At 68.5% G+C, this 12571-nt stretch carries 11 protein-coding genes; 9 read left to right on the forward strand and 2 right to left on the reverse strand.

Annotation, left to right across the window (positions count from 1 at the left end):
* Positions 1-230 precede the first annotated feature (230 nt).
* Positions 231-2435 carry a methyl-accepting chemotaxis protein gene (locus LY44_RS11920; protein WP_055212947.1) on the reverse strand — a complete coding sequence of 735 codons (2205 nt, stop codon included), beginning with the start codon at positions 2433-2435 and terminating at the stop codon, positions 231-233.
* 181 nt (positions 2436-2616) lie between these two features.
* On the opposite strand from LY44_RS11920, the gene LY44_RS11925 reads away from it, so the two are divergent.
* From LY44_RS11925 to LY44_RS11950, 6 genes are all read left to right on the forward strand, one after another.
* Positions 2617-4782 carry an esterase-like activity of phytase family protein gene (locus LY44_RS11925; protein WP_055212948.1) on the forward strand — a complete coding sequence of 722 codons (2166 nt, stop codon included), beginning with the start codon at positions 2617-2619 and terminating at the stop codon, positions 4780-4782.
* A gap of 183 nt (positions 4783-4965) precedes the next feature.
* Positions 4966-5787, forward strand: a complete 822-nt coding sequence (gene phnC / locus LY44_RS11930; protein ID WP_055212949.1) for a phosphonate ABC transporter ATP-binding protein — start codon at positions 4966-4968, stop codon at positions 5785-5787.
* A 42-nt stretch (positions 5788-5829) separates the two neighbouring features.
* Entirely contained in the window at positions 5830-6753 is a 924-nt protein-coding gene (gene phnD / locus LY44_RS11935; RefSeq protein ID WP_055212950.1) for a phosphonate ABC transporter substrate-binding protein, read from the forward strand.
* 122 nt (positions 6754-6875) lie between these two features.
* A complete protein-coding gene (gene phnE / locus LY44_RS11940) occupies positions 6876-7709 on the forward strand; it encodes a phosphonate ABC transporter, permease protein PhnE (protein WP_055212951.1) in 834 nt (277 codons plus the stop codon).
* Positions 7706-9040, forward strand: coding sequence for a phosphonate ABC transporter, permease protein PhnE (gene phnE / locus LY44_RS11945; protein WP_055212952.1), 1335 nt, complete (start codon positions 7706-7708; stop codon positions 9038-9040). Before phnE (LY44_RS11940) ends, phnE (LY44_RS11945) begins: the two co-directional genes overlap by 4 nt.
* 3 nt (positions 9041-9043) lie before the next feature.
* Positions 9044-9670 (forward strand): LbetaH domain-containing protein, encoded by a 627-nt coding sequence (locus tag LY44_RS11950; protein ID WP_055212953.1) that lies wholly within the window; start codon positions 9044-9046, stop codon positions 9668-9670.
* On the opposite strand, the gene phnF is transcribed toward LY44_RS11950, so the two are convergent.
* The gene (phnF, locus tag LY44_RS11955; RefSeq protein ID WP_055212954.1) at positions 9649-10383 is read right to left on the reverse strand and encodes a phosphonate metabolism transcriptional regulator PhnF; all 735 of its coding nucleotides are present in this window, start codon (positions 10381-10383) and stop codon (positions 9649-9651) included. The two genes, LY44_RS11950 and phnF, sit on opposite strands and share 22 nt — an antisense overlap.
* Positions 10384-10460: 77 nt before the next feature.
* Between phnF and phnG the strand changes: the two genes are divergently transcribed.
* The 3 genes from phnG to LY44_RS11970 are packed head-to-tail and all read left to right on the forward strand — an operon-like array spanning position 10461 to position 12571.
* A complete protein-coding gene (phnG, locus tag LY44_RS11960) occupies positions 10461-10931 on the forward strand; it encodes a phosphonate C-P lyase system protein PhnG (protein WP_081024538.1) in 471 nt (156 codons plus the stop codon).
* Positions 10932-11498, forward strand: a complete 567-nt coding sequence (gene phnH, locus LY44_RS11965; RefSeq protein ID WP_055212955.1) for a phosphonate C-P lyase system protein PhnH — start codon at positions 10932-10934, stop codon at positions 11496-11498.
* Positions 11498-12571, forward strand: coding sequence for a carbon-phosphorus lyase complex subunit PhnI (locus LY44_RS11970; protein ID WP_055212956.1), 1074 nt, complete (start codon positions 11498-11500; stop codon positions 12569-12571). Before phnH ends, LY44_RS11970 begins: the two co-directional genes overlap by 1 nt.

The following is a 12571-nucleotide window of genomic DNA, read 5'->3' on the forward strand; positions in this document are numbered from 1 at the left end:
CGGGGGCCTTCGGGCCCCCGCTTTCGGTCCGGCCGAAGAGGGGGGCGCTGCCCCCCGTCCCTGCGGGACTCCCCCCGGGATATTTGACCCAAAGTGAAATGAAACCGGGGCGCTGCTTTCACCTTGGTCCAAATATCCCGGGGGGTGAATTTTCCGAAGGAAAAGAGGGGGGCAGCGCCCCCCTTTTCCCTGATCGGTGGCGATGCCCCGCGGTCGGGGTCTCGGCCGGTTCAGGCGGCGCGGGAGGGCGCCGAGGGCGCGAAACCCGGTCCCAGGTCGAACCGCGCGATCGCCTGCGACAGGCTTTGCGCGGAAGAGAGCAGATCGCGGCCCGAATGCGCCGTGCGCTCCACCCCCTCGGCGCTTTTCTGCGTCGCCAGATCCAGCACCTCGGTCGCCGCCGTCACCTCGCCGATGCTGGCCGATTGCTCGCGGTTGAGCTGCGCCAGATCCTGCACATGGCCGACGATCGCCTCGATCACCGCGACGGCGGCGGCAAGGCCGCGGTCGGCCTCGCTCACCAGGGTTTCACCCTCGCCGACCTTGCTGCGCGCCTCAGTGATCAGCCCGCCGATCTCGGCGGCGGCGGCCGTGGTGCGCTGCGCCAGATCGCGGACCTCCGAGGCGACGACGGCAAAGCCGCGCCCGGCCTCGCCCGCGCGGGCGGCCTCGACGCCCGCATTCAGCGCCAGAAGGTTGGTCTGGAAGGAAATGTCGTCGATCACCGAGATGATCCGCGCGATCGCATCCGACGAGGCGGTGATCCGCCCCATCGCTTCGACCACCCGGTTCACCGTCGCCTGCGCGGTCTGGATGTCGGCGCACATCCGTTCGGCGCTGCGCGCGGTTTCGGCCGCCCGCTCGGCCCCGGTGCGCGACGAGCCCGCCAGTTCGGTCATCGCCGCCGCGGTCTCTTCCAGCGAGGCGGCGGCCCGGGCGGCCTGCGCCGACATCTCCTCCGCGCCGCGGTCCAGCGCCGCCGAGGTGGACAGGATGCCCTCGGTGCTGTGTCGGATCGTCCGCACCAGCGCCGCAAGCTCGCCCAGCGCGGCGTTGAAATTGGTGCGCAGGCTTTCGGAATGCGGCGGGAAGGGGGTCTCGATCCGCGCCGTCAGATCGCCCGCGGCGAGCCGGTGCAGCCCGGTCTCCAGCGCGGCGACGATCTGGCTCTGCTCGGCCAGCTGCGCGGCCCGTTCCGCCGCCACCGCCGCTTCGAGCGCCAGACGCTCGGCCTCGGCGGCGGCGGCGGCGGCGCGGCGCTCCTCGGCGCGCTCGGCCTCGGCGCGTTCGGCGGCGCGTTCATGCGCGATCAGCGCCAGGTGCTCGGCCTCGCGTTCGGCAGCGGCCCGCTGCGCGGCCTCGGCCAGACGCGCATTCTGGTCCAGCATGTCGCGAAAGATCAGCAGCGCCTCCTGCAGCGCGCCGATCTCGCCGCCGCGGCGGCGCATGTCGTCGAGCACGCGCAGATCGCCCGCGGCCAGGCCGCGGGTGCGCGCGGTCAGCCGACGCAGCGGGCGCACGATCAGCCCCCGCAGCGCCAGCACGACCCCGCCCAGCGCCAGCCCCGCCAGCGCCAGCAACAGGCTGAAGCTGCGGATCGTGCGCGCGGCGTCGTCCTCCAGTCGCCCCATGTCGGCCGCCACCGACTCAAGCACCGCCAGACCGCCCGCGGTGACATCGGTGGTGATCTCCTCGGTCGCGGCCAGTGCCTCTTCGGCCCGGCCCGAGGCCTCGGTGCCCGCCCGCAGCACCGCGCGGCGCAGCGCGACAAGCCCGGTCTCGGGGCTGGCCAGATCCAGCAGCCTTGCGCGCCCCGCGGCCTTGGACTCGGGCACCGAGCGCGCGACCTTTTCCGCCGCCTCGGCGAATTTCCGCCCGCGCGGTCCGAAGGCCGCCGGATCGGTCTCGGTCAGGATGCGGATGATTTCCGTGCGCAGCCGGATCACGTCCTTCGGCTCATAGGCGTTGAAGCCGGTCACCACCGTCGCCAGCACCGAATCGATGTCCTTCAGCGCCTGTGCCAGCGCCGCCTCGGCCGCCATCCGTTCCGACAGCGCCGCGGTCAGCGCCGCAAGATGCGCCTGCAGCCGGGTGAAATGGGCGCCGAGCCCGGGCACCGCCGCGGCCTCGGGCGTTGCGGCGAAGCGCTCGATCCGGGCCGCCAGCGCGGCATGGGCAGCCGTCACCGCCGCCGCGTCGGGCGCCTGCAGAAGCTGGGCAAATCCCTGCGGCAAGGCCGAGATCTGCGCCACCAGCGTGCTGGCGCCGCGCAGATCGGGCAGCCGTTCCTCGGCCATGTCGCGCGTCTGTGTCCGAAACCCCGACAGCCCCTGATGCGAGGTCCAGCCCAGCACCGCCAGCAGGAGCGCGAACAGCCCGGCGCAAAGCCCCACCTGCACCCCGATTTTGCCCAGATAAGCCCGTATATCCGCCATGCCGCACCTGTTTTGCCTTGCGCGCCCAAGTCTTGGGCCAAGGCGTTGAACAAGTCTGAACAACCCGAGGCTGTCATCAAAACTTCATCCGTCTGTCACACATCAAACCGTCATCGCTTTGTCACCGCCCCGTCATGCGCCGCGGGGATGGTCCGGCGACGCAACCTGACAGGACCGATCCATGACCTTTCGCAGCCTCTGCCTGACCTCGGCGCTGGCGCTTGCCACGGCCTTTCCCGCCCATGCCGAGCAAAGCTTCAACCGCATTTCCGCCTTTGCGACGCCGCTGAATGCGACCGGCGCCGAGGCGGCCAAACCCTCCTCGGCCGAGATCATCACCGCGACCGAAGACGGGCGGAAACTGATCTATTCCGACAGCCCGCTGGGCGTGCTGGGGCTGATCGACATCGCCGATCCGGCGGCGCCGAAGCCCTTGGGCACAGTGGCGATGGGCGGCGAGCCGACGACGACGGTGGTGCTGGGCAATTTCGCCTTTGCCGGGGTGAACACGTCGGAAAGCTATGCCAAACCCTCGGGCAAGCTGGTGACGGTGGATCTGGGCACGCAAAAAATCGTGGCGGACTGCGATCTGGGCGGGCAGCCCGATTCCGTCGCCAAGGCCCCCGATGGCAGCTTCCTGGCCGTGGCGATCGAAAACGAGCGCGACGAGGAGGTGAACGAGGGCGATCTGCCGCAGGCCCCCGCGGGGTATCTGGTGAAACTGCCGCTTTCGAAGGGTGCGGTTGACTGTGGCGGGTTGCAGAAGATCGAGCTGACCGGGCTTGCGGCGGTGGCGGGGGACGATCCCGAGCCCGAATTCGTCTCGGTCAACACCGCGGGCGAGATCGTGGTGACGCTGCAGGAGAACAACGAAATCGTGGTGATCGGCGCCGATGGCAAGGTCGCCTCGCATTTTTCCGCGGGCAGCGTCGATCTGGCGGGGATCGACACGAAGAAGGACGGCAAGCTCGACTTCACCGGCAAGAAAGACGCCGTCGCGCGCGAACCCGATGCGGTGAAATGGATCGACACGGATCATTTCGTCACCGCGAACGAGGGCGACTGGAAGGGCGGCGCGCGCGGCTTCACGATCTGGAAAAAGGACGGCACGGTGGTTTTCGAGGCCGGGGCCAGCCTTGAGCGCGAGATGGCGGCGCTGGGCCATTACCCCGACAAGCGCAACAAAAAGGGCGTCGAGATCGAATCGGTCGAGGTGGCGGAGTTCGACGGTCGCAAGCTGCTTTTCGTTGCCGCCGAGCGGGCCTCGCTGGTCGCGGTCTATGATCTGGCCGATCTGACGGCGCCGAAACTCTTGCAGATCCTGCCCTCGGGGATCAGCCCCGAAGGTCTGGTGGCGATCCCGGCCCGCGGGCTTTTGGCCACGGCGAACGAGGTCGATCTGCGCGAAGACGGGCTCGCCCCGGCGCATGTGATGCTTTACGCGCTCTCCGATGCCGCGCCCGCCTATCCGACGCTGACCAGTGCGGGCACCGAGCCGCTGATCGGCTGGGCGGCGCTTTCGGCGCTGACCGCCGATCCGGCGAAACCGGGGCATCTTTTCGCCGCTTCGGACAGTTTCCTGTCGGCGGCGCCGACGATCTACACCATCGACGCGACGCAGAAACCTGCGCGGATCACCGCGGCGCTGACCGTCACGCGGGGGGGCGATCCGGCGCAGCTGATGGATATCGAGGGGCTGACCGGCGATGGCGAGGGCGGCTTCTGGCTCGCGACCGAGGGGCGCACGGACAAGATGATCCCGCATGGCATCGTGCATGTCGATGAAACGGGCGCGATCGACCGGCAGATCGGCCTGCCGCCCGAGCTTGCCGCGGCCGAAACCCGTTTCGGCTTCGAGGGGATCGCGGTCGCGGGCAATGTTCTGTGGCTGGCGGTGCAGCGGCCGTGGAAGGACGATCCGAAGGGGATGGTCAAGCTGGTCGCCTATGATCTTGACGCCGAAACATGGGGCGCGGTGCAGTATCCGCTCGATGCCGCGCCCGAAGGTGGCTGGGTCGGGCTGTCGGAAATCACCCTGCACGGCGATTTCGCCTATCTGATCGAGCGCGACAACCAGCTGGCCGACAAGGCGGCGGTGAAGCGGCTTTACCGCGTCGCGCTGGCCGATCTGAAACCCGCGGAGCTGGGCGGCCCGCTGCCGGTGGTGACCAAGGAACTGGTGCGCGACCTGCTGCCCGATCTGGCGGCATGGAACGGCTATATCCTTGACAAGGTGGAAGGTTTCGCCATCGACGCGGCGGGCGAGGGCTTTGTCGTCACCGACAATGACGGCGTGGACGACAGCTCGGGCGAGACGCTGTTCTGGTCAATCGGCAAGGTCGAATAACCCTCCCGACCTCCGACCTCCGACTCTGACCCGAAACCCCCGGACCGCAAGGCCCGGGGGTTTTGCTTTCGTCCGGCCCCGGTTGGCATCGTTGGGGGCATCGTTACCGAAGCTTTAACAAACTGCCATGGTCCTGTCGCCCGGACAGGCGAGAAGGGCCGCGACGCTGGATCGGGGGGACAGATGCTGGAATTGCGACACCTGACACGGGATTTCGCGGGCCGATGCGCGGTCGACAATGTCTCGCTGCGCTTCGACCGTCCGGGCTTTGTCGGCATCATCGGCCGCTCGGGGGCGGGGAAATCGACGCTTCTGCGGATGATCAACCGGCTGACCGATGTCAGCGCGGGCGAGATCCTGTTTCAGGGCCGCGATGTCGCGACGCTGCGAGGGGCCGAGAAACGCGCCTGGCAAAGCCGGTGCGCCATGGTGTTCCAGCAATTCAACCTGGTGCCGCGCCGCGATGTCGCCTCGAACGTGCTGCATGGGCTGCTGGGGCGGCGCCCGGTGCTGGCGGCGATCTTCGATCTGTGGTCCGAGGCCGAGATCACCCGGGCGCTGGCGATCCTCGACCGGCTCGGCATCGCCGATCAGGCGGCCAAACGTGCCGAGGCGCTCTCGGGCGGCCAGCAGCAGCGCGTCGCCATTGCCCGGGCGCTGATGCAGGATCCCGCGATCATCCTGGCCGACGAGCCGATCGCCAGCCTTGACCCGATGAATGCGCAGATCGTCATGGACACGCTCAAGCGCATCCAGACCGAGGACGGGCGCATGGTGATCGCCAATCTGCACACGCTTGATACCGCGCGGCGCTATTGCGACCGGGTGATCGGCATGCGCGACGGCCGCGTCGTCTTCGACGGCCGCCCCGACCAGCTTTCGACCGGCATCGCGCGCGAGATCTACGGCGCCGACGCCAGTTTCAACGAGGCCGCGACCTCGACCGCGATCCCTGCCGATGTGCGCGCCGACGCAAGTTACGCCAGCGCGATGCTGGGCGCCTGACCCTTTCCCGGCCGGGGTGGCCGGGTTCAACCGGAGACGACCATGAAGATCCTTCCCGCCGTTCTGGCTGCCACGACCCTTCTTGCCTCTGCCGCCCATGCCGAGGGCATCACCCAGTTCAACATCGGCCTTCTGGGCGGTGAGAACGCGCAAGACCGGCTGAATTCGAACGAATGCCTGCGCAAATATGCCGAAGACACCCTGGGCGTGCCGGTGAAGCTGTTCGCCCCCGCCGATTATGACGGCGTGGTGCAGGGGCTTCTGGGCGGCACCATCGACATGGCCTGGCTGGGCGCCTCGGCCTATGCCAAAGTCTATCTGACCGACCCTAAGGCGGTCGATGTGGCGCTGGTGAAGACCAATCTGGACGGGTCCTTCACCTATCATTCGATCGGCATCGCGCGCAAGGACAGCGGCATCACCAAGCTTGAGGACGCCAAGGGCAAGGTCTTCGGCTTTGGCGATCCGAACTCGACCTCGGGCTATCTGATCCCCTCGGTCGATATCCCGAAGACCCATCCCGAGATCACCCGCGAAGACCTGGCCGATGGCGCCTCGGGCTATTTCAAGACGGTGAAATTCACCGGCGGGCATGAACAGACCATCGTTGCCGTGGTGAATGGCGACATCGATGCGGGTGTGACCTGGGCCGATGGCCAGGGCAACTGGGAAGACGGCTACAATTCGGGCGCGCTGCGCAAGGCGGTCGATGCGGGCCTGGTGAACATGAACGACATCGTCGAGATCTGGAAATCCGCGCCGATCCCGGAGGGCCCGGTGGTGCTGCGCCATGCCCTGCCCGAAGACGTGAAGGCGAAGATGACCGAGCTGGTCAAGGGCCTGCACGCCCGCGACAAGGACTGCGCCTATGGCGTCGCGGCGGGCGACACCGCGGGCTTCATGCCGGTCACCGCCGATCGCTACGACATCATCGTCGAGACCCGGCGCGCGACGCAGGGGAACTGATTTCAGCAGCCACAGCTTTCAGCACCCTCGGGCGGGGGCTTCGGCCCCCGTCCTTTTGTCCCGAAAGGCGCAAGATGACGGCTTCCCCGCCCCCGACTGCCCCGCCCCCGACTGCCCCGCCCATGACCGCGGCATATCTGGCGCTGGTGCGCCGCCGTCGGCTTTATGGCACGCTGATCGGCGTGCTGTTTGTCGTGCTGATGGCCTCGGGCTGGCGCACGGCCGATGCCCGCAATGCCGGAAGCTTTTTCGACGGCATCGCGCATGTCGCGGATTTTCCGATCGAAATCCTGTCCGAGGCGGCGCGCGACTGGGCCAACCTGCCGGGCTATCTGCGGCAATACCTGCCCTCGCTGATCGAGACGCTGAACATCGCCGCGGTCTCGACGGTTTTGGGCGGGCTGCTCGCCGCGGTGCTGGCGGTGCTGTCGGCCCGCGCGCTGGCGCCGCTGCCCTGGCTTGTCGTGCCGATCCGGCGGTCGATGGACGTGATGCGGGCGATGCCCGAAATCGTCATCGCGCTGGTCTTGATCTTTCTTCTGGGCGGCGGCCCGGTGCCCGCGATGATCGCGATCACGCTTCATACCGCGGGGGCGCTGGGCAAGCTTTTCTCCGAGGTCGCCGAGAACGCCGATCTGAAGCCGGTCGAGGGGCTGGCCTCGGTCGGGGCCGGATGGCTGGCGCGGATCTGGTTCGCCGTCGGGCCGCAGGTGGCGCCGAACTGGTCCTCCTATGCGCTGTTGCGCTTTGAAATCAACATCCGCGCCTCGGCGATCCTGGGTTTCGTCGGCGCGGGGGGCATCGGCTATGACCTGCGCACGACGCTGCAATGGGGGCAGGGGCGCTACGATCAGGTGGTGGCGATCTTCGCGCTTCTGTTCCTGACCATCGTCCTCGTCGATCATCTCTCCGACCGCGCCCGCGCGCGTCTGGTGCAAGGAGGCCGCCCGGCATGACCGCGCTTGCCACAACGCCCGCGCTTTTGCTGACCCGGGCCGAGATTTGCCGCCGCCTTGCGCGCCGCCGTGCACTTCTGCTGGCCGCGCCTGTCGTGCTGCTCGTCTATCTGACGACGATCTTCTTCAGCTTCGATCTGCCCGGGATCGCGGCGCGGATGCGGCCGGAAAACGCCGCCGTGCTGCTGGGCGATTTCTGGAGCTTCAAGACCCATGTCACGCTGGATCGCCGCAAGCCCGGGCTTGACGTCGCGATCGAGGGCGAGGCCAAGGGCCGCTACGCCCCCGCGCAGTTTCCCGGCTGGGTGCGGGACGGCGCCGAGCCGCGGATCGACCTGCCCGACGGCTCGCGCGTGACCTATGTCGCGCAGGGCGCGGTGATCGAGCGCGCCGGGTTCGGGGTGATCCGCGTCAGCCGCGACGGGCGCCAGATCGCCGTCACCCTGCCCGAGGGCGCGGCAAACCCCGACTGGCTCTCGGCCTCTGCGACGCGGGTCGATATCCGCGGCCCGTGGTGGCGGTTTTCGATGACGCCCGCGCGCACGGAAACCCTGCGCTACGAACCCGGCTGGGAGCTGTTTTTCTTCGATCTGCAAAGCCCGTTCCACGGCAAAAGCGCCGCCGAGCTGGCCGCTCTGGCGCTGTGGCAGCCGCGGCTGGAGCCGGAGCGTTCAAACCTTGCGGCGATGGCCGCTGACATCTGGCAAAACCGGATGTGGCGGCATGGCGATGTCGCCTGGGCGCTGGGCGAGACGGTGCTGATGGCGTTCCTTGGCACCTTCGGGGCGGCGCTGATCGCCTTTCCGCTGGCCTTTCTGGCGGCGTCGAATTTCAGCCCCGGGCGGCTGATCCGGCTTGGCCTGCGGCGGATCTTCGATCTGTTCCGCGGCATTGACGGGCTGATCTGGACGGTGATCCTGAGCCGCGCCTTCGGGCCGGGGCCTTTGACCGGGGCCTTGGCGATCTTGCTGACCGACACCGGCACCTTCGGCAAGACCTTTTCGGAGGCTTTGGAAAACATTGACGAAAAGCAGCGCGAGGGGATCGCCTCGACGGGCGCGCCCGCGGTCGCCCAGGCCCGCTTCGGGGTGGTGCCGCAGGTGGCGCCGGTGATCCTGTCCCAGGTGCTTTACTATCTGGAAAGCAACACCCGCTCGGCCACGGTCATCGGCGCGCTGGTCGGCGGCGGCATCGGGCTGTTGCTGACCCAGGCGATCCAGACCCAGAAGGACTGGGAAGAGGTCAGCTATTACATCGTCCTGATCACCCTGATGGTGATGGCGATGGACAGCCTGTCGGCCTGGCTGCGGGCGCGTTTCATCAAGGGGTAGATCATGCCGAAACTGCATCCCGTGACGCCGCGGATCGCGCCCGATTGCGAGATCGTCAATGCCAGCTTCGGCGGCTGGGTCGAGGTCGGCCGCGGATCGCGGCTGATCCATGTCGAGATGGGCGATTACAGCTATTGCGACCGGTTCGCTGATATCGCCAACACCACGGTTGGGAAATTCGCCAATATCGCCGCGATGACAAGGATCGGCCCGACAGACCATCCGTTCCGCAATGCCGCGCAGCATCATTTCCTTTATCGCTCAAGCTATTACTGGGACGACGTGGGCGATGATGCCGGCTTTTTCGCGCAGCGGGCCGGGCGCCGGATCCATCTTGGCGCCGATTGCTGGATCGGGCATGGCGCCATCATCAAGCCCGAGGTGACGGTGGGCATCGGCGCCATCGTCGCCTCGGGCGCGGTGGTGACGAAGGACGTGCCCCCCTTCATGATCGTGGCGGGCTGCCCGGCCGTGCCCCTGCGGATGCGGTTTTCCGAGACCGTGGCCGAACGGCTGCTGGCGCTGGCCTGGTGGGACTGGGACCATGCGACGCTGCGGGCGCGGCTGCATGATTTCCGTGCCCTGCCGGCCGAGGAATTCCTGGACCGTTACGAGGGCCTGCCCGGCTGAGCCAGCCCTTCGGGCAGGACCGTCAGCGCGACGCGATCGCCCGCAAACCAGGTCAGCCCGTATTCGACAGCCCGCCCCGCGGCATCGACATTCACCGCCTCGGTGCGCAAAAGCGGCGCGCCCTCGGGCAGCTGCATCAGCCCCGCCCGGGGTCCGCGCGCGATCTTCGCGGTGATCCGGGTCGAGGCGCGGGTGTAATCGCTCACCCCCATCTCGGCCAGCGCGGCGGTGACCGAACTGAGCCGGGTCAGCCGTTCCGGCAGATCCGGGAAACGCGCCGCCGGAAACACGGATCGGAATTGCGCCAGCACGACGCCGTCGGCCAGCGACAGCCCCTCGTAAAGATGCACCCGGTCGACGCCCAGCGCCGCCGCCTCGGCGGGCTCGGCCGGGCGGGTTTCCAGCCGCAACACCCGGCGCGAGGGCGTGCGCCCCGAGGCGAGCACGTTTTCCTGAAACCGCACCCGCCGCCCCAGCGCGTAATCGGCGCGCGGGCTGGAGGCCACGAAGACCCCCGCGCCGCGCCGCGCCACCACCAGCCCCTCGGTGGCCAAGGCCGCCAGGGCGTGGCGGACGGTGTGGCGGTTGACCCCGAAGCGCGCCGAAAGCGCCGCCTCGGTCGGCAGCTTCGCCCCGGGGGGGCAGGCGCCCGAGACGATCTCGGCACGCAGGATCGCGGCAATCGCCGCCCAGACGGGGTCACGTTTTGTCATCGAAACTTCACTGGTGGAATCGGCCGCGTCGCCGCAATATTTGTCTAGTTGTATACATATCTGGACAAATCCGCAAGATGTCTGCTTTCGCCTTCACCCCCGAAGACCGGGCCCAAGACCGGGCCCAGAACCGCGCCGCGACGCTGGGGCTTCTGGCCCGCGCTTCCGGTCCGCGCCTGGCCGAACTTCTGCCCGATCTGCCGCCTTTCGACTGGCTGCGCCGCCCCGAACTGGGCGCGGTGATGCTGCGCGGGCGGATGGGGGCGGGGGGCGCGCCGTTCAATCTGGGCGAGATGACGGTGACGCGCTGCGCGCTGCGGCTGGCCGATGGCCGGGTGGGGCAGGCTTTCGTGCAAGGCCGCGACAAGGATCACGCCACCCGCGCGGCCGTGGCGGATGCGCTTTTGCAGGGCGATCAGGCGGGCCGGATCGAGGCCGCGGTTCTGGCGCCGCTGCGCGCCGAGGAAGCCGCCCGGCGCCGCGACCGCGCCGAAAAGGCCGCCGCGACCCGGGTCGAATTCTTCACGCTGGTCCGGGGAGAGGATTGAATGCAAACGCAAGCACTTTCCGGCGGTTTCGCCGATCCCGCGCGCGACGCGGCCCATGCCTTCCGCGCCTGCCTGCAGGCGATGGCGCGGCCGGGCCGGGGGCAGCCGATCCCCGGCGCCACGCCCCCCGCGCCGCTGTCGCCCGCCGCCGGGGCGGTTCTGCTGACGCTCGTCGATGACACCACGCCGCTTTTCCTGGCGCCCGGCCTGGATACGCCCGCGCTGCGCGGCTGGATCGCCTTTCACCTCGCCGCGCCGATCTGCGCGCCCGAGGAGGCGGTCTTCGCGCTGGGTGCCTGGGCGGATCTGCCGCTTGATCGCTTTCGCCTTGGCACGCCGGATTATCCCGACCGTTCGGTGACGCTGATCGTCGAGATCGACAGCCTTTCGCCCGTCACGGCCCGCCTGCGCGGTCCGGGGATTGCGACGCATCAGGACGCAAGGCTGCCCGCCATCGCCCCCTTCGTCGCCAACCGGGCCCGCTATCCGCTTGGCTTCGATTGCTATTTCTGTGCGGAGGAGAGCCTTTCGGCGCTGCCGCGTTCAACCTTTGTGGAGGCGCTCTGATGTATGTGGCAACCAAGGGGGGCGAGCGGGCGATCGATGCCGCCCATGCCTGGCTGGCCGAGGAGCGCCGCGGCGATCCCGCCGTGCCCGAGCTTTCGGTGGCGCAGATTGCCGAACAGATGACGCTGGCGGTGAACCGGGTGATGGCCGAGGGCTCGCTTTACGACCGCGATCTGGCGGCCTTGGCGATCAAGCAGGCGCGCGGCGATCTGATCGAGGCGGTGTTCCTGATCCGCGCCTATCGCACGACGCTGCCGCGGTTCGGCGCGAGCCTGCCCGTCGACACCGGGACGATGCAGATCTCGCGCCGGATTTCCGCCACCTTCAAGGATGTGCCGGGCGGGCAGGTGCTGGGCCCGACTTTCGATTACACGCATCGGCTGCTCGATTTCGCCCTGATGGCCGAGGGGGAGCCGCCCGTCGCCGCCCGCGCCCCCGCCGAGGCCACGCCCGCGCCGCATGTGTTGGGGCTTCTGGACCGCGACGGGCTGATGGAGCCGGTGAGCGCGGGCGCCGAAACGCCCCCCGATCTGACCCGCGAGCCGCTGGAACTGCCCGCGTCGCGCGCGCTGCGGTTACAGGCGCTGGCGCGGGCGGACGAGGGTTTCACGCTTGGTCTCGCCTATTCCACCCAGCGCGGCTACGGGCGCACCCATGCCTTTGTCGGCGAATTGCGCATCGGCCTTTGCGCGGTGGAAATGGAGATCCCGGAACTCGGCTTCACCATCGAGATCGGCGCGGTCGAGCTGACCGAATGCGAGACGGTGAACCAGTTCACCGGCTCGAAGTCCGAGCCGCCGCAATTCACCCGCGGCTACGGGCTGGTCTTTGGCCAGTCCGAGCGCAAGGCGATTTCCATGAGCCTCGTTGACCGCGCCCTGCGCTGGGAGGAGCTGGGCGAAGACGCCACCGGCGCCCCGGCGCAGGATGCGGAATTCGTGTTGTCGCATTGCGACAACATTCAGGCGACGGGGTTTCTGGAGCATATCAAGCTGCCCCATTACGTCGATTTCCAGTCGGAACTGGAACTGATCCGGCGCCTGCGCCGCGACGCGACTGGGGCGGGACAATGA

The organism is Rhodobacter capsulatus (assembly GCF_003254295.1).
GTDB lineage: Bacteria > Pseudomonadota > Alphaproteobacteria > Rhodobacterales > Rhodobacteraceae > Rhodobacter > Rhodobacter capsulatus.